Source organism: Rhodocyclus gracilis (assembly GCF_009617575.1).
Lineage (GTDB): Bacteria > Pseudomonadota > Gammaproteobacteria > Burkholderiales > Rhodocyclaceae > Rhodocyclus > Rhodocyclus gracilis.
In genome coordinates this window covers 520,717-538,202 of record NZ_WIXJ01000002.1, presented here as the reverse complement: position 1 = coordinate 538,202, position 17,486 = coordinate 520,717, and the positions used below count along the sequence as shown (strand labels likewise).

At 66.3% G+C, this 17,486-nt stretch carries 11 protein-coding genes and 1 tRNA gene; 5 read left to right on the top strand and 7 right to left on the bottom strand.

Annotation, left to right across the window (positions count from 1 at the left end):
• Window positions 1-236 precede the first annotated feature (236 nt).
• Together GHK24_RS05515 and GHK24_RS05510 are read left to right on the top strand one after the other, a co-directional pair.
• Complete coding sequence (locus GHK24_RS05515) at window positions 237-2,789, top strand: ABC transporter permease (protein WP_228384546.1); 2,553 nt, start codon at window positions 237-239, stop codon at window positions 2,787-2,789.
• Between the two features lie 172 nt (window positions 2,790-2,961).
• On the top strand, window positions 2,962-5,250 hold the full coding sequence (locus tag GHK24_RS05510) for a YgiQ family radical SAM protein (RefSeq protein WP_228384559.1): 2,289 nt from the start codon (window positions 2,962-2,964) through the stop codon (window positions 5,248-5,250).
• A gap of 124 nt (window positions 5,251-5,374) precedes the next feature.
• On the opposite strand, the gene GHK24_RS05505 is transcribed toward GHK24_RS05510, so the two are convergent.
• Together GHK24_RS05505 and GHK24_RS05500 are read right to left on the bottom strand one after the other, a co-directional pair.
• Window positions 5,375-5,656, bottom strand: coding sequence for a hypothetical protein (locus GHK24_RS05505; protein ID WP_153470149.1), 282 nt, complete (start codon window positions 5,654-5,656; stop codon window positions 5,375-5,377).
• Window positions 5,657-6,347: 691 nt separating this feature from the next.
• Window positions 6,348-6,434 (bottom strand) — tRNA-Leu (locus GHK24_RS05500).
• Window positions 6,435-6,472: 38 nt separating this feature from the next.
• Between GHK24_RS05500 and rnr the strand changes: the two genes are divergently transcribed.
• From rnr to GHK24_RS05485, 3 genes are all read left to right on the top strand, one after another.
• Window positions 6,473-9,034 (top strand): ribonuclease R, encoded by a 2,562-nt coding sequence (rnr, locus tag GHK24_RS05495; RefSeq protein ID WP_153470146.1) that lies wholly within the window; start codon window positions 6,473-6,475, stop codon window positions 9,032-9,034.
• A 153-nt stretch (window positions 9,035-9,187) separates the two neighbouring features.
• On the top strand, window positions 9,188-9,922 hold the full coding sequence (gene rlmB, locus GHK24_RS05490) for a 23S rRNA (guanosine(2251)-2'-O)-methyltransferase RlmB (RefSeq protein ID WP_153470143.1): 735 nt from the start codon (window positions 9,188-9,190) through the stop codon (window positions 9,920-9,922).
• Between the two features lie 164 nt (window positions 9,923-10,086).
• Complete coding sequence (locus tag GHK24_RS05485; RefSeq protein WP_153470140.1) at window positions 10,087-12,018, top strand: methyl-accepting chemotaxis protein; 1,932 nt, start codon at window positions 10,087-10,089, stop codon at window positions 12,016-12,018.
• A gap of 56 nt (window positions 12,019-12,074) precedes the next feature.
• Here GHK24_RS05485 and GHK24_RS05480 read toward each other — a convergent pair whose 3' ends face one another.
• The 5 genes from GHK24_RS05480 to GHK24_RS05460 are packed head-to-tail and all read right to left on the bottom strand — an operon-like array spanning window position 12,075 to window position 17,442.
• Window positions 12,075-13,436, bottom strand: coding sequence for a sulfate adenylyltransferase subunit 1 (locus tag GHK24_RS05480; protein WP_153470136.1), 1,362 nt, complete (start codon window positions 13,434-13,436; stop codon window positions 12,075-12,077).
• Entirely contained in the window at window positions 13,436-14,383 is a 948-nt protein-coding gene (gene cysD, locus GHK24_RS05475; RefSeq protein ID WP_153470132.1) for a sulfate adenylyltransferase subunit CysD, read from the bottom strand. The genes GHK24_RS05480 and cysD overlap by 1 nt, the downstream gene beginning before the upstream one ends.
• Window positions 14,380-15,165 (bottom strand): phosphoadenylyl-sulfate reductase, encoded by a 786-nt coding sequence (locus tag GHK24_RS05470; protein ID WP_153470129.1) that lies wholly within the window; start codon window positions 15,163-15,165, stop codon window positions 14,380-14,382. Before GHK24_RS05470 ends, cysD begins: the two co-directional genes overlap by 4 nt.
• Window positions 15,162-15,707, bottom strand: coding sequence for a DUF934 domain-containing protein (locus GHK24_RS05465; RefSeq protein ID WP_153470126.1), 546 nt, complete (start codon window positions 15,705-15,707; stop codon window positions 15,162-15,164). The genes GHK24_RS05470 and GHK24_RS05465 overlap by 4 nt, the downstream gene beginning before the upstream one ends.
• Window positions 15,688-17,442, bottom strand: a complete 1,755-nt coding sequence (locus GHK24_RS05460) for a nitrite/sulfite reductase (RefSeq protein WP_153470123.1) — start codon at window positions 17,440-17,442, stop codon at window positions 15,688-15,690. The genes GHK24_RS05465 and GHK24_RS05460 overlap by 20 nt, the downstream gene beginning before the upstream one ends.
• Window positions 17,443-17,486: the final 44 nt, after the last annotated feature.

Below are 17,486 nucleotides of genomic sequence, written 5' to 3'. Positions count from 1 at the left end.
GCGTTGCCTGCGCCCGGCTCGCCGGGCGTTATTGCGAGTTTGGGGGCGTCGTTTGATCCCTGTGCCGTCTGCGAAGGAGTCCGAGTGAGCGTGGCAAGCGAAGTGGGCGTCGTCAGCACAAAAGGCGCAATTGTCGTTCGGGGGATTCGCTCCGGCGTCGTCTGTGCCTGCCGCCCTGCGTGCGGCGGTGGCGATGTGCGGATCGCCAATGGCGCCGCACTTCGTGGGGCGGGCGTTTGAGAGCCTTGCGTCTCGCCTGGCGAATGCTGCGGCGCGACGCGCGCGGCGGTGAATTGCGTCTGCTGGCGGCGGCCTTGGCGACGGCGGTGGCGGCGCTGACGGCGGTCGGCTTCTCGGCGGACCGCGTGCGATTGGCGCTGGAGAGCGAATCGCATCAGCTGCTCGCCGCCGACCTCGTGTTTGCCTCGGATCATCCGCCGTCGCCGGCCCTTCTGGCGCTGCCGCGTGAGGGGGTGCGGCAGGCGCAGACCCTCAGTTTTCCAAGCATGGTGGCGCATGCCGCCGAGAGTGCGTCGACGCGCAGTGGCGCCCTGGCCGGGACGCCCTCCGCTGCCCGCACCGCGCTGGCGGATATCAAGGCGGTGAGCGAGGGCTATCCTCTGCGTGGCGCCTTGCGCACGGCGCCGGCACTCAACGCGGCGGATCAGCCGGCAAGCGGCGGCCCGCCGCGCGGCACGGTCTGGCTCGACGAACGGCTGGCCTTGGCCTTGGCGGCGCAACGCGGCGACCGGATCGCCGTCGGTAAAACGGAACTGACCGTCGACGCTGTGCTGACGCAGGAGCCGGATCGTGGCGTCAGTTTTTTCAGCGTCGCGCCGCGCCTGCTGATGAATCTTGCCGACCTCGACGCTACGGGGCTGGTGCAACCGGGCGCGCGCGTGGCCTGGCGCCTGCTGCTGGCGGGTGATGCGGCGGCCTTGGCAACCTGGCGCGATGCCGCGACGCCTCTGCTCGGGCGCGGTGAGCGTCTCGAAGACGCGCAAAGCGGTCGCCCGGAGATTCGCTCGGCGCTTGATCGTGCGAGCAGCTTTCTCGGATTGGCGGCACTGCTGACCGCCATTCTCGCGGCGGTGGCCGTGGCGCTGGCGGCGCGGCGTTATGCGCAACGCCATCTGGATGCGTGCGCCGTCATGCGCTGTCTGGGGGCGACGCAAGCCGATCTGCTCTGGCTGTTCGGTAGCCAGTTCGTGCTTCTCGGCGTGCTGGCGTCGGCGCTCGGATGTGTCGTCGGTTATGCCGCACATTTCGTCTTGCACGCAGCCTTTGCGCAGTTGCTGGAGACGAGTTTGCCGGCGCCGGGCTGGCGGCCGGCGGCGCAGGGGTTTGTGCTGGGCCTCGTTCTGCTGCTGGCTTTTGCGGCGCCGCCGTTGCTGCAACTGCGCCGCGTGCCGACGCTGCGTGTACTGCGGCGTGAGCTGGGGGCGCCTGCGGCTGGTCTCTTCGGCGGTTTCGCCGTGGGCGCGCTGGCGCTGGCGGCGGTGATGCTCTGGATCGCCGGTGATATCCGCCTTGGTGCCTTTGTGTTTGGTGGTTTTGCGGTGGCTTTGCTGGTCTTTGCCGGCGTGGCGCGCCTGCTCGTCCGCGCGGCTGCGGCGCTCGTTCGCCGTTTGCCGACGGGCGCCGGCGGGCACGGCTGGCGGCAGGGTATTCTCGGCCTCGAGCGGCGCGCCGGCGCGAGTGTCGTGCAGATCAGCGCGCTGGCGATTGGCGTGATGGCGCTGTTGTTGCTCACCACGATTCGTGGCGATCTCTTGACGGCGTGGCGCGGGGCGACCCCGGCCGACGCGCCCAATCGCTTCGTCATCAACATTCAGCCGGACGAGCTTGACGCGGTGCGTGCTTATTTCGAGGCCAACGGTCTGCGGCCCGAGTTTGCGCCGATGGTGCGCGGCCGGCTGGTACGGCTCAATGACGCCGATATCACGGCGGAGAGTTTTACCGACGAGCGGGCGCAGCGTCTGATTGATCGCGAATTCAACCTCTCGTGGCGGGATACGCCGCCGGCAGGCAATACCTTGCTGGCGGGGCGCTGGTTTTCCCCGGCCGACCGTGGCCATGGTGTCGTTTCCGTGGAGGAAGGGCTGGCCAGGACGCTCGGCATCCATCTTGGCGACCGCCTGGCTTTCGATGTCGGCGGTGAGATGCTTTCCGTCGAGGTCGTCGCCTTGCGCAAGCTCGATTGGGATTCGATGCGCGTCAACTTCTTCGTGCTCGCTCCGTCCGGCGTGCTCGAAACATTCTCGACGAGCTGGATTACCGCCTTCCATCTGCCGCCTGCCGACGCTGCTTTCGTCAATCGTCTGGTCGGCGAATTTCCAACGCTGACCGTCATCGACGTCGCCGCCATCCTGCGCCAGCTCCAGGCGATCCTCGATCTGGTGTCGCGTGCCATCGAGTTCGTCTTTCTGTTCACGGTACTGGCGGGGCTGATCGTCCTCTGGGCGGCGCTGGTGTCGGCGGCGGATGAGCGGCGCTATGAGCTTGCTCTCCTGCGCGCGCTGGGCGCCCGGCGCTCGCAACTGGCAGGTGCCTTGCTCGCGGAGTACGCCGCCATTGGCGCTGCCGCCGGTCTCATCGCCAGCGCTGGCGCCATGGCGGTCGGCGCTGTGCTCGCCGCCAAGGTGTTCCACGTTGCCTTGCCGCTCGCGCTCGGTTTGCCTTTTATCGCGACGGGGGTCGGCGCCTTGCTCGTTGCCGGCACCGGCTGGCTGGCGGCGGCACGGCTGCTGCGTGCGCCACCGCTGTTGGCCTTGCGCGCGGGCGTTTGATCATGGGCGTGCGAGACGCTGACGATCATCCGCCTGGGCTGCCCGGCAACCGGTAAAATCCGCGCCCATGCCCGCTATCGTTCTCCCCCCCGCGCCGTTCTCTGCGCCCAAAGGTCTCTTCTCGTGGCGCCCGTACTGGGCGAAGCGCTTCGGCCCCGCGCCCTTCCTGCCGATGTCGCGCGCCGAGATGGACAATCTCGGCTGGGATTCCTGCGACATCATCCTTGTCACTGGCGATGCTTACGTCGATCACCCGAGCTTTGGCATGGCGCTGATCGGTCGCCTGCTCGAAGCGCAGGGCTTTCGCGTCGGCATCATCAGCCAGCCTGACTGGCGCTCGGCGGCGGCGTTCCGCACGCTCGGCAAGCCGAACCTGTATTTCGGCGTCACCGCCGGCAACATGGATTCGATGGTGAACCGCTATACGGCTGATCGCAAATTGCGCTCCGACGACGCTTACACGCCCGACGCGCAGGCCGGCCTGCGACCGGATCATTCGGCCACCGTTTACGCGCAGCGTTGCCGCGAGGCTTACCCTGGCTCCGTAGTGGTGATGGGCTCCATCGAAGCCAGTTTGCGGCGCATCGCCCATTACGATTACTGGTCCGATACCGTGCGCCGGTCGGCGCTGGCCGACGCCAAGGCCGATCTTCTGGTGTACGGCAACGCCGAGCGTGCGCTGGTCGAGCTGAGTCACCGCCTCGCGCTCGGCGAGTCGATCGAGACGATCCGCGATCTGCGCGGCACCGCCTATCTGGCGTCGCGCGGCGCGCATCTCGAACGGGGCTGGGTCGAACTCGACTCGACCGACTTCGATCTGCCGCGCCGCATCGACCCCATTCAGAGCCCCTACGAAGACCTGACGCCAGTGGCGGTCGATCCGCAGGCGCGGGTGGCGCGGGGGGTGGCCTTGCAGCGCATGGAACGTGTCGCGCAGCGCCGTGCCGAGCGCGCCCACACGGTCGTCCGTCTGCCGTCCTACGAGGCGGTACGCGAGGATCGCGTGCTCTACGCGCACGCCTCACGCAGCTTCCACCTCGAATCGAATCCGGGCAACGCGCGCGCCATCGTGCAGGCGCACGGCGAACGCGACGTCTGGCTCAACCCGCCGCCGCTACCGCTGACCACGCCCGAGCTCGACGCTGTCTATGCGCTGCCCTTCCAGCGCCAGCCGCATCCCTCCTACGGCAAAGCGCGCATTCCGGCCTACGAGATGATCCGCTTCTCGGTGTCGATCATGCGCGGCTGCTTTGGCGGCTGTACCTTCTGCTCGATCACCGAGCACGAAGGACGCATCATCCAGAGCCGTTCGGAAGAGTCGATCCTGCGCGAAGTCGAGGAAATCCGCGACCGTACGCCCGGCTTCACCGGCATCATTTCCGACTTGGGCGGGCCGTCGGCGAACATGTACCGGCTCGGCTGCCGTGACCCGGAAGTCGAGCGCAGCTGTCGCCGCCTCTCGTGTCTCTACCCCGGCGTCTGCGAGAACCTCGATACCAACCACGCGCCGCTGATCAACCTCTACCGCAAGGCGCGCTCCCTGCCCGGCATCAAGAAAGTGCTGATCGGCTCGGGTCTGCGCTACGACCTCGCCGTGCGTGCGCCCGATTACGTGCGTGAATTGACCACGCACCATGTCGGCGGCTACCTGAAAATCGCGCCGGAGCATACCGAGAGCGGCCCCCTGTCGGCGATGATGAAGCCGGGGATCGGCGACTACGAGAAATTCAAGGAGCTGTTCGAGCGCTTTTCGCGTGCGGCAGGCAAAGAGCAGTACCTGATTCCGTACTTCATTGCCGCGCATCCGGGGACCAGCCTCGACGACATGGTGAATCTCGCGCTGTGGTTGAAGCGTAGCGGCTTCCGTCTCGATCAGGTGCAGACCTTCCTGCCGACGCCAATGGCGCTGGCGACGACCATGTACCACTCGCAACGCAACCCGCTGCGACCGGTACGGCGCGATTCATTGCCCGTCGAATCCGAGCGCACGGGGCGTGGCCGCCGTCTGCACAAGGCCTTCCTGCGCTACCACGATCCGGCGAACTGGCCCGTGTTGCGCGAGGCGTTGAAGAAAATTGGCCGTGCCGATCTGATCGGTCCGGGGAAACGCCACCTCATTCCGGCACACCAACCGGCCGGCTTCGTCATGCCCGGCGCGTCCGGCGGCGCCCATGCAGCGACGCGCGGCAAGGCGCCGGGTGGCGGTGCTGCGTACGGTGGTGGTAATGGTGGCGGCAGAACGCGTGGCGAGGCAGGAAGGATCGTGCGCGGCGCACAGACGGTTCGTGCGCCGCTGAGCAAAGACACGGCCCGCGCGCCCGCCGGTGCTGCGAGTACTGCGAGTGCCGCCCAGCGGCAGCGCCCGGCGGCCGCTACCGGAGCGGCTTCTGCGGCCAGAGCCACGCCTGCTGGCAAGAGAGCCGGGGGCGCTCCCGTACGCGGCGGCAAGCCGCGTCGCTAGACGCCCGCTGCGCCGCCGCCCTTGCGGGGCAATGGGCGGCGAGCGATGCCGGGGGCGATGTTCAAGGACGGCAGCGCGGTGCCTCGCGGGGCCTGTGTGCCGCCCTTGCGTTCGCCTCAGACGATCAGACGGCAGCACCACCCGTCAGCAGAAGCATGGAGAGCGAGACCGACGCGCCGATGACGGCACCAAACAGCAGGCCTTGCGCGACGGCGTTGCCGGCAGGCGTCTTCGGGGTCACAAAGCGCGTGCCGCCAAAGACGATGAAGCCGGTGATGATCAGTGCCGGTATCTTCCAGCTCAGCCACATCCAGCCCAGACCCAAGGCGGTGGCCGCGGTAACGAGAAGCGTGACGAGAATGGTGTTGGCTTGCTGGGTGACGGAAGGACGCGGTTCAGAATCCATGGAATCTCAGGCTCCGGGAAGTGCGGGGTGGAAAAAAACGGCGACAGTGGAGAAATAGGGTGAAAGCGATGCAACGGATGCCCGGCGAAGCGCGGCGGCGCCCTCTTGCCGGTGCGTCGCGTGCTCGTCCGGCAGAGAACGGCGGCTAGGGTACGCGTTCACGCCGGGCTTGCGCTACTGGCGCGTGATTTTCGCCCGTCAGACGCCTTGCGCGCTAGTCTCCGCCTGTTTTTTGTCGTGTGTCACGGGTTTTTGCGTCGGTGTCTGTGTTCATGTTTGTGTCCGTATCCCGGCCGGCGTTGCAGTGTCGCCGTGCCGGTTAGGCGTTCATTCGGCGAGCCGCCCGTCGGAAGTGGCCGGGGCTGGTATCATCCAGGCATGCCGCGCGTTGTGGGCGCCCGTTTTGAGGCGTTAGCGCGCTGCCTGTGTCGTGGCGAGTGTCGGTTGACTGTCGAGGAACCGCCCGCTGATGGAATCGTTTGTCGATGCCGGTAATCTTGCCGACGGGGGAAGGCTTCTTCCGAGCCTCTTCCGGCCGACCAGATCGATCAGACCGACGTCTTCGCCCCCGCTTTTGGATCCCTTGGCCTTGTCGCTAACCGCAGTGAAATCCCTTACCGTCCGGCCGTGCAGAAACTGTGCCGGTGAACGCAAAAAAGCCGGCGGTAAGCCGGCTTTCTCTGACAACTTTTGGTGCCCAGGAGAGGACTCGAACCTCCACAGTGTTGCCACCACTAGGACCTGAACCTAGCGCGTCTACCAATTTCGCCACCTGGGCAGTGCGAAGAAGCGCGAATTTTAATGGAAAGTTTTGCGATGTCAATAAAGAAATTATCGAAAGTCCGAAAAGCCGATCCTTTTTTTGCGCGGGAGTCGGAACGCTACGAGTATCCGCTGCCGTCGCGCGAGTACATTCTGCAGCGCCTTGAAGAAGAGGGCGCCCCCGCAACATTCGAGCATTTATGCGCTGTGCTCGACATCGCCGATGATGAAGTCATTGCCTTCCAGCGGCGCCTCGGCGCGATGGAGCGCGAGGCGCAGCTGATGCGTAACCGCAAAGGCGCGTACATCGTCCCCGAGCGTGCCAGCCTCATCGCTGGCCGTATCGAAGGCCATCCGGACGGGTTTGGCTTCCTGGTGCCCGACGATGGCGGAGCCGATCTGTTTCTTGAGGCGCGTCAGATGTCGAAAGTCTTGCACGGCGACCGCGCTCTGGCGCGGGTGGTCGGCGTCGACCGCAAGGGGCGGCGCGAAGGCGTGATTGTCGAGGTGCTCGAACGCGCCAACTCACGCGTAGTTGGCCGGGTCATCGTCGAACATGGCATCACCGTGGTTGTGCCGGAGAACCGGCGGATCAGTCAGGACATCCTGGTGCCGCCTGAGAAAAAGGCGAAGGCGCGGGCCCAGCCCGGGCAGGTGGTGATGGTCGAGATCATCGAGCAACCCAGCCGCCACGCGCAGCCTATCGGTCGCATCGTCGAAGTGCTCGGCAACTACGCCGATCCCGGCATGGAAATCGAGATCGCCCTGCGCAAGCACGAGCTGCCGTTCGAGTTTGATAGCGAATCGCTTGCCGAAACCAAGGCGCTGCCGGCCAAGGTGCGCAAGGTCGATACGACGGGTCGCGTCGACCTGCGCGATCTGCCGCTGGTGACCATCGACGGCGAGACGGCGAAGGACTTCGACGATGCCGTTTACGCCGAAAAGCGCGGCAAGGGCAAGAACGCAGGCTGGCGCTTGGTCGTCGCCATCGCCGACGTCTCGCACTACGTGCGGCCGGGCTCGGCGCTGGATCGCGGAGCGAAGGAGCGCGGCAACTCGGTGTATTTCCCCCGCCGTGTCATTCCGATGCTGCCGGAGAAACTCTCGAACGGTCTGTGTTCGCTCAACCCCGAGGTCGACCGCCTGGCGATGGTGTGCGACATGCAGGTCAGTGCCAAAGGCACGGTCGACGGCTACCGCTTTTATCCGGCGGTGTTCCGCTCGGCGGCGCGGCTGACCTACACGCAGGTATGGGACTGGCTGTCGCAGGCGGCAACGCCGGAGAATGCAACGCAGCAAAGCCTGCTGCCACATCTGACCAACCTGTATGCGCTCTATCAGGCGCTGGCCAAGGCGCGTACGCAGCGCGGCGCCATCGATTTCGAGACGACCGAGACGATGATGCTGTTCGACGATCAGGGCAAGATCGCCAACATCGTGCCGGTGCACCGCAACGAGGCGCACCGCCTGATCGAAGAATGCATGCTCGCTGCCAACGTCTGTGCTTCCGCCTTCCTCGAAGAACACAAGCAGCCGTGCCTGTATCGGGTGCACCAGGGGCCGACGCCGGAGAAACTCGAAGGGTTGCGCAACTTCCTCAAGGAGTTCGGTCTGGGCCTCGATGGCGGTGAAAGCCCCTCCGCCTCCGATTACGCGGCGCTGCTCGAAAAGATCAAGCCCCGCCCGGACGCACAACTCCTGCAGACGGTGATGCTGCGCTCCCTGCGTCAGGCGATGTACAGCCCGGATAACGTCGGCCACTTCGGCCTCGCCTACGAGCGCTACGCGCACTTCACCTCGCCGATCCGCCGCTATCCCGACCTGCTGGTACATCGGGCCATCAAGGCGACGCTGGCCGGTGAGCGCCTGCCAGCAGCGGACTGGGATGACATTGGCCTGCACTGCTCGATGACCGAGCGGCGGGCCGACGAGGCCACGCGCGATGTCTCCAACTGGCTCAAGTGCTACTACATGAAGGAGCGCATCGGCGAGGAGTTCGACGGCACCATCGCCGCCGTGACGCATTTCGGCGTGTTCGTCGCGCTCGATCAGGTCTACGTCGAGGGCCTGGTGCATGTCTCCGAACTGGGCGAGGATTACTTCCAGTTCGACGCGACGCGCCACCAGATGCTGGGCGAGCGTAGCGGCCGTCGCTACCGACTCGGCGACCGCCTGCGCGTGAAGCTCGTGCGCTCCGATCTGGAAACCGGGCGCATCGATTTCGTCCTCGCGGCGACGCCGGCAAACGGACAGATGCGGCAGGGCAAGTCCGCAGGCTCCGCCCCCGCGTCGGTGTCCTCCCACGCCCAAGCGCCTTCATCTTCGCCCGCGTCGTCATCCTCGCCGAGAAAGCGGGTGAGCAGGCGCAGCGCCGGGACGACACCGAGCAGTGCCTCGCCGGCCAAACGCGCGTCCACAGAGGAGGCGAAACCGGCCAAGGCGCCGCGCAAAGCCCCCGCCAAAGCCCCCGCCAAGGCGCCGGGTAAGGCAGAGGCAAAGAAGGCGGCGCCCGCACGCAAGAAGGCGGCCTCCGGTGCACCGCGTCAAGCGGCTGCCAAGGCCACGTCCAAAGCCGCCAAGAAGCCGCGGCCCGCGGCGCGCAAAGCCCGGAGCTGAGCCGGGGCGCTGCTGCGCTGACGTGGTCGGCGCAGCTTTCAGGCACAGGAGCGGGCGGCGAGGGCGCCTCCGCCGGCTTCCCGTCGGCCCGCTCGCGCGGCTTTGCCCGGCAACTGCTACACTCGCCGCCTCTTTGCTGAAGGATGTACGCTCATGTCGCAGTTTCGCCCGATCCACGGGTTTCACGCCGTTCTCGCCAAACTCCGCCACGCGCCGGATTCGATTCGCGAAATCTACGTCGACGCCGCGCGCAGCGATGCCCGTTCGCGCGATCTCGTGCGGCGCGCGGAAATCGCCGGCGTGCGTCTGTTGCCCGTCGACGCGGCACGGCTGTCGGCGATGGCACCCGCCGGGCGCCATCAGGGCGTCGTCGCGCAGGTCGACGCCGCCATGCCTTACGTGACACTCGACGACGTGCTCGACACGCTCGAAGAGCCGCCGCTGTTGCTCGTGCTCGACGGCATTCAGGACCCGCACAATCTGGGCGCTTGTCTGCGCGTCGCCGACGCCGTCGGTGCGCATGCGGTGATCGCGCCGAAAGACCGCGCCGTGGGCCTTACGCAAACGGCGATCAAGGTCGCCAGCGGCGCGGCCGAAACCGTTCCCTACATTGCTGTCACCAACCTCGCGCGGACACTGCGTGAGTTGAAGGAACGCGATATTTGCGTCATCGGTACCGATGCCGAGGCGACGCAGGATCTCTACGCCGCTGAATGGCCGCAGGCAACCGCCTGGGTGCTGGGGGCCGAAGGCGACGGCATGCGTCGTCTGACGCGCGAAACCTGCGATCAACTGGTGTCGATTCCCCTGCTCGGCTCGGTGGCAAGCCTCAACGTCTCGGTGGCGACGGGCGTCTGCCTGTACGAGGCACGGCGCCGCCGCCTCTAAGTCAGGTCGACCGCTGCGGCAGCTCTTTCCCCCGCCTCTCGGGCGTACGTTTTTTTGCGCCCTCACGCCGCTCCCCGGCGCTTTGTCGTTCATGGCAGACTACCGCACATCCGGTAGGGGTGCTGTCGGGCGTTGAACGTCGTAATCCAGGGGGAGGTGCGGGGATGTGGTTGAAAACGCTGCAGGCACGCTTTGCCGTGCCGGTATCTGTCTTCGTGGTTGTCTCGGTGATCGGCGGCGCGCTGCTGTTCTCGTGGTTCGAGCGCCAGCGCATTGAAACGGGCGTCAGTGAGCTCGCCGCCAACGAGCGGCAGTCGCTGGTGCAATTGCTCGGCGTGACGGATGCGCTGGTGATGGAGCAGACGCGCAGTTCGCTGCGCTTGCTGATGCAGCGTGGCCGCGCCCTGGGGCCGGCGGCGCTGGGCGCACCCGTGCGCGTCAAGGAGCGTGATGTGCCCGAGCTAATGTTCGGCGCGCAGCCGCAGTCCAATCGCTTTGATCTGGTTGACGGCGTCGTCGCCATCGGCGGCGGCTCGGCGACTCTTTTCGTCAAGAGCGGCGACGATTTTGTCCGGGTGTCGACCAACGTCAAGAAGGACGGCGAACGGGCGATCGGCACCGTGCTCGATCCGAAGGGAGCGGCCTACGCGGCGATCCGTGAGGGGCGGGCGTTTTACGGCAAGGTCGATATTCTCGGCAGCCCCTACCTGACCGGTTACGAACCCCTGCGTGACGCGAATGGCCAGATCATCGGCATCTGGTACGTCGGCTACAAGATCGACATGGCGGCGGTCAAGGAGATCGTCGATGCGAGTCGCCTGCTCGACAGCGGCTTCCTTGCCGTGGTCGATGGCAAGGGCGTGGTGCGCTTTCGTTCGTCGCATGTGAGCGACGAGTCGGTCAGCGCCTTGCTCAAGGACGGTAGCGGCTGGGTGCTCGATCATCGGGAGTTTCCGGCCTGGGGCTTCAACGTCATTTCGGGCTATCCGCTGGCGGAAGTTGCACAGCTGGTGCGCGGGCGGCTGCTGGCGATTGTCGCGGCGGGGGCGGTGGGCTGCGTCGTCCTCATCGCTCTGCTGCTCTTCCTGCTGCGGCGTCTGGTGCTGGCGCCGCTCGGCGGTGAGCCGAACGTCGCGGCGGAGGTGGCGAGCCGCATCGCCGGCGGCGATTTGCGTCAGCCGATTGCGCTGCGCGATCGCGATACGGCCAGCATGATGGCCGCCATCGCCCGCATGCAGGAAGGCCTGCGCGGCATCGTCGCCAGCATTCACGGTAGCGTCGAATCGCTCAACGGTGCCGCCGGCACGCTGGTGCATATGTCGGAAAACGTCTCGCAGGGCAGCGCGCAGCAGAATGACGCGACGGCCTCCATCGCCGCCACGCTCGAAGAAATCACGGTGAGCGTGCGCCAAGTGTCGGATAGCGCGACGAGTGTCGATCAGCTGGCCGGTAGCGCCGGCCAACTCACGAGCGAAGGCGACAGCATCGTCGCCAATATGGTCAGCGAGATGCGCGCCAGCGCCGAGATCGTCAATCAGTCGGCGCAGCGCGTCGGCAGGCTCGGCGAAGATTCGCAGCGCATTTCCGAAATCGTCACGGTTATCAAGGAGATCGCCGACCAGACCAATCTGCTGGCGCTGAATGCGGCAATCGAGGCAGCGCGGGCGGGCGAACAGGGGCGCGGCTTCGCGGTGGTTGCCGATGAGGTGCGTAAGCTCGCGGAGCGCACGGCCCTGTCGACGCAGGAGATCTCCGACACCATCAGCCTCATTCAGCAGAGCACGACGCAGGCGATTTCGGGCATCGAGGAAGGGGCGATTCGCGTCAACGCCTGCGTGACGCTTGCCGATCAGACGCGCGACGGCATGGCGCGCATCAGCGAGGCGATTGTCGAGGTGGTGCGGGCGATCAACGAGATTTCCGGCGCGCTCAAGGAGCAAAGTCAGGCGACGGAACTCATTGCCGGCAATGTCGAGCAGGTGGCCAACATGAACTCGGAGAACGCCACTGCCGTGGCTGGTGTTGCCCAGGAGGCGAAGCGCCTGCGCGAGCTGGCGAGCGAGTTGAACCGGGCGGCCGACACTTTCCGCGTCTGAACGCGGCGCGGAAAGTGTCGGTGTATCTGCCCTTGCGTAGCCGGCAGTGGCCGACCTTAGCCGATCATGCCAGCGCCGACGGTGTTGTTGCTGGCTTCGTCGATGACGATGAAGGCGCCGGTGGCGCGCTGGTCGGTATAGGTGTCGACGGCCAGCGGTTGCGCCAGCCGGAAGGAAACGCGGGCGATGTCGTTCATTTCCAGTTGCGTCGCCGCTTGCCGTTCGAGGCTGTTGATGTCGATGCGGTAATCGATGCCATCGAGCAGCGCCTTGCTTTCGCGCGTCGTGTGCCGGATCAGGTATTTGCGGCGCGGATCGAGCGGCGATTCGGAAAGCCAGCAGAGCATCGCTTCGATACGCCGGGTGACCGTCGGGGCGTTGTCCGGGCCGACGATCATGTCGCCACGCGAAATATCGATCTCGTCGTCGAGCAGTAGCGTCACCGATTCGCCGGTCACTGCGCGCGCGCGTTGTCCTTCGTTGGCGCTATCGTGGGAGTCGGCGGACAGCAGGCGGATTTCGCGCACGCGCGTTTCGCGCCCCGAGGGCAAGACAGTGACGCGCTCACCGACGGCGACGCTGCCGGCTTCGACCCGGCCCATGAAGCCACGGAAATCATGCAGTTCCGGATTGGCCGAATCCTGCGGGCGGCAGACATACTGGACGGGGAAACGCAGCGCGTCATGGTGCCGTGCGCGGCCGGCGGCGTGCGCGGCTGGCGCGCTTTCGAGCAATTCAAGCAGGGTCGGGCCATCGTACCAGGCGAGGCTATCGCCGCGCTCGACGATCATGTCGCCATTGAGCGCCGAGATCGGGATGAAGCGCACGTCGATGTCGAGCTGGCGCGCGAAGGCTTCGTAGTCGGCGCGGATTTCCTCGAAGCGCGCGGCGTCGTAGCCGACCAGATCCATCTTGTTCACCGCGACGACCAGCCGCGGAATGTTCATCAGCTTGGCCAGATACGAGTGCCGGCGCGTTTGCGTCAGCACGCCGCGCCGCGCGTCGATGAGGATGATCGCCAGATCGGCGGTCGACGCGGCGGTGACCATGTTGCGCGTGTACTGCTCGTGCCCCGGCGCGTCGGCGATGATGTACTTGCGCGTGCCGGTGCTGAAGTAGCGGTAGGCGACATCGATGGTGATGCCTTGCTCGCGCTCGGCCTGCAGGCCGTCGGTGAGCAGCGACAGGTCGACGGCCGACAGCCCACGCTTCTGCGAGGTGCGCTCGATGGCGTGCAGCGTGTCGGCAAGGATGCCGCGCGTGTCGTAGAGCAGGCGACCGATCAGCGTGCTCTTGCCGTCGTCGACGCTGCCGCAGGTGAGAAAGCGCAGCAGGCCGCTATCGGGCGTGGCCGCCGCGATGGTGTTGGCGGAGGCGGTCGTCGCGGCGGGTGGGGTGAGGGTTTCGCTGGCGGACATCAGAAATAGCCTTCCTTCTTGCGTTGTTCCATCGATGCTTCCGAGGTCTGGTCGTCGAGGCGCGTGGCGCCGCGTTCGCTGATGGTCGTGACGGCCGTCTCCTCGATGATTGCGGCGACCGTTGTTGCGGACGATTCGACGGGTGCGGTGCAGGTGATGTCGCCGACGGTGCGGAAGCGCACTTGCAGCTCCTCGACGACATCTCCAGGCTGCGCTGGCGTGACCGGTGTGACGGGCGCCAGCAGGCCGTTGCGGCGCACGATGGGGCGCAGGTGCGCGAAGTAGATCGACGGCAGTTCGAGACGTTCGCGTTCGATGTATTGCCAGACGTCGAGCTCGGTCCAGTTGGATATCGGGAAAACGCGCATGTTTTCGCCGGGACCGCTGCGGGCGTTATAGAGGTTCCACAGTTCCGGGCGCTGATTTTTCGGGTCCCACTGACCGAATTCGTCGCGGAAGGAAAAGATGCGTTCCTTGGCGCGGGCTTTTTCCTCGTCGCGGCGGGCGCCGCCGATGCAGGCGTCGAAACCGTGTTCCTCGATGGCTTCGAGGAGCGTCACCGACTGGTGCTTGTTGCGCGATTCGCCGGGCGATTTCAGCACCACGGTGCCGCGCGCCATCGAATCCTCGACCGAGCGGACGATCAGGCGCTCGCCGAGTTCGGCGGCGCGCCGGTCGCGAAAGTCGATCACTTCGCGGTAGTTATGGCCGGTGTCGATGTGTAGCAGCGGAAAGGGGAAGCGACCCGGGCGGAAGGCCTTTTCGGCGAGGCGCAGCAGGCAGATCGAGTCCTTGCCGCCGGAGAAGAGCAGCGCCGGCCGGCTGCACTGACCGGCGACTTCGCGCAGGATGTGGATGGCTTCGGCTTCCAGCCAGTCGAGGTGCGACAGTTCTTTGGTCGCCGCGGCGTCGATGGCCGGTGCGGCGGATGCAGCGAGAGCATTCATTGCGGGGCTTTCCCTTCACGGATAAGCGAGGAAACAGGAGCGATGGCGGAGGAGGCATCAGGGTGTTTGCCGGGGTGGAGGCCGCATTCGCGGGCCTCGGCGTTTTCCCACCACCAGCGGCCGGCGCGCACGTCCTCGCCCGGCGTGATCGCGCGGGTGCAGGGCGCGCAGCCGATGCTGGGGAAGAAACGGTCATGCAGGGCGTTGTAGGGTACGTGATGCATGTCGACGTAGGCCCAGACTTCGCGTTCGCTCCACTCGGCGAGCGGATTGAATTTGGCGATGCCATGCACGGCGTCGTGTTCGCGTAGCGGCAGGCCGGCCCGGGTGACGGACTGTTCGGCACGCTGGCCGGTGATCCAAGCCTGCTGGCCGGCCAGCGCGCGGCCGAGCGGCTCGACCTTGCGCAAACGACAGCATTGCCGGCGTTGCTCGACCGAATCGTAAAAGGCGTTGACGCCGTGCTCGCCGACCCACGCTTCCAGCGCCACGTGCTCGGGGAAGTACACCTGCAAGGGCAGGCCGTAGTGCTGCCGCTGGGTGGCCATGAGCGCGTAGGTTTCTTCAGGCAGACGGCCGGTATCGAGCGTGAAGATCGTGATGGGCAGACGGGCGCGGGCGATGAGGTCGGTCAGCAGCATGTCTTCGACACCCAGACTGCTGGCAAAGGCGACCGCTGGGAATTCATCGGTAATGCGGCGCAGGAAGGCCGTTGCTTCGTCTGCGCGCTCGGCGATGCGTGCGAGAAGGACGGCGTCGCCGCTCGGATCAGCGCGCTTCATGCGGTGGCTCCCGTGGTCGGGGTGGCTGAGTTGTCGACATCGCCGCGGCGAAAGTGCGGCAGAGGGGTGTCGACCGCGCCCTGATAGCTGTCGCTGAAGCTGTGCAGTCCGGCGAGGGCGCGTTCGATATCCGTGTCGGCACGCACGGCGAAGGCGTCAAAGCCACAGCGGTGCATGAAGAAAAGCTGGTCGAGGAGAACGTCGCCAATGGCGCGCAATTCGCCCCGGTAGCCGTAGCGCTCGCGCAAGGTGCGCGCGCTGCTGTAGCCGCGTCCGTCGGTGAATTTCGGGAAATTCACGGCGATGAGGTCGAGCTGGGAAAGATCGTTGGCCAGCGCGGCGGCGTCTTCGCCGGCATCCAGCCAGACGCCGACTGGCGTGCCGCGTGCGATCAACGCCGCACGCTGCGCCTGCCAGAGCGCAAGCGGCACGAGAATCGGCCCGGACGGCAGGCTTGGCGTGTCTGGCATGGCCTCCGTTGCCGCGTCGATGCGCGTCCAGTGGTCCTCTTCAATACGGGCGTTACGAATGATCCGCGTCATCGGCGGTGTTCCTTTCCTGACGAGGGTGGCGGCCGCGACCGGCGTAGGCGCGTTCGCGGTAGGGGGCGGCGCCCAGTCGTGCCAGCGTGTCGGCAAAGCGTTCGCCGCCGACAGCGTTTTCCTGATGCACGGCGATCAACGTATCGACGATGTCGGGGACTTCGTCGGCGCGGAAGGCCGGGCCGATCACGCTGCCGATTGCGGCGTCGTGCCCGGTGCGTCCGCCGAGGGTGATCTGGTACCACTCCTCGCCGTTCTTATCGACGCCAAGCACGCCGATGTCGGCGACGGGGTGGTGGCTGCACGAGTTCATGCAGCCCGATACGTTGAGCGACACCTCGCCCAGCGCGTGCAGACGTTGCGGGTCGGCAAAACGCAGCTGGATGGCCTGCGCCACGGGGACCGAGCGGGCATTGGCGAGCGAGCACAGATCGCCGCCCGGGCAGCAGATGATGTCGGTGATGAGGCCGGTATTGGCGGTGGCGAGACCGGCCGCACGGGCGCGCTGCCAGAGCGCGTACAGATCGCTGTGGTGGACGTCGGCCAGCACCAGATTCTGTTCATGACTGACGCGCAATTCGCCAAAGCTGTATTGCTCGGCCAGATCGGCGACGAGATCCATCTGTTCGGCGCTGATGTCGCCCGGTGCGACACCGGTTTTCTTTAGCGACAGCGTGACGGCAGCGTAGCCGGCGACTTTGTGCGGATGCACGCAGCGCTCTTGCCAGCGCACGAACTCGGCGCGCTCTTCGGTCTCTGCGTTGCCAGCCGTCGTTGCCGGGGCGGCCGCTTCGCCGGAGACGGCGCTGGTCTCGGCCGGGCGATAGGCCGGCGGGGCGAACTGCGCTTCCATGCGCGCGAATTCGGCGTCAGTGAGCGTCAGCGGGCCGTCGCGGTAGAGCGCCCATTCCGCCTCGACCTGACGGCGAAATTCGTCGACGCCAAGCGACTGCACGAGAATCTTGATCCGCGCCTTGTAGAGGTTGTCGCGGCGGCCGTGACGGTTGTAGACGCGCAGCACGGCGTCGAGGAAGGAGAGCAGGTGGCGGCGCGGCAGGAATTCCTGGAGCAGTTGCCCCAGGATCGGCGTCCGGCCAAGACCGCCGCCTACGAAGACGCGCAGGCCGTAGTCGCCCGCCGGGCCGAAGGCGCCGGCATCGTCGCGGACGAGTTGCAGGCCGATGTCGTGTGCGCGGATCAGCACGCGGTCGGTTGTCGCTGCGTTGACGGCGATCTTGAATTTGCGCGGCAGGAAGGCAAATTCCGGGTGCAGCGTCGACCATTGGCGGAGGATTTCGCAGTATGGGCGCGGATCGCTCAGTTCGTCGGGCGCGACGCCGGCAAAATGGTCGGTAGTGACGTTGCGGATGCAGTTGCCGGAGGTCTGGATGGCATGCATCTGCACGCCGGCGAGCTCGCCGAGAATACGCGGCGTCTCCTCGAATTTCGGCCAGTTCAGTTGCAGATTCTGCCGTGTCGTGAAATGGCCGTAGCCTCGGTCGTAGCGGCGCGTGATGTCGGCCAGCTTGCGGAGCTGCGTCGCCGCCAGCGCGCCATAGGGAATGGCAATGCGCAGCATCGGGCCGTGCCGCTGAATGTACAGTCCGTTTTGCAGGCGGAGTGGGCGCAGTTCGTCGGCCGCCAGTTCGCCGCGGGCGTGGCGTGCCATCTGGTCGCTGAACTGGCTGGCGCGTTGGTCGACCAGTCGCTGGTCGGTGGGGGTGTAGCGATACATCGGGCGGCATCCGTGTCGATGCGCCATCAAGGCGCGGAGGTGGC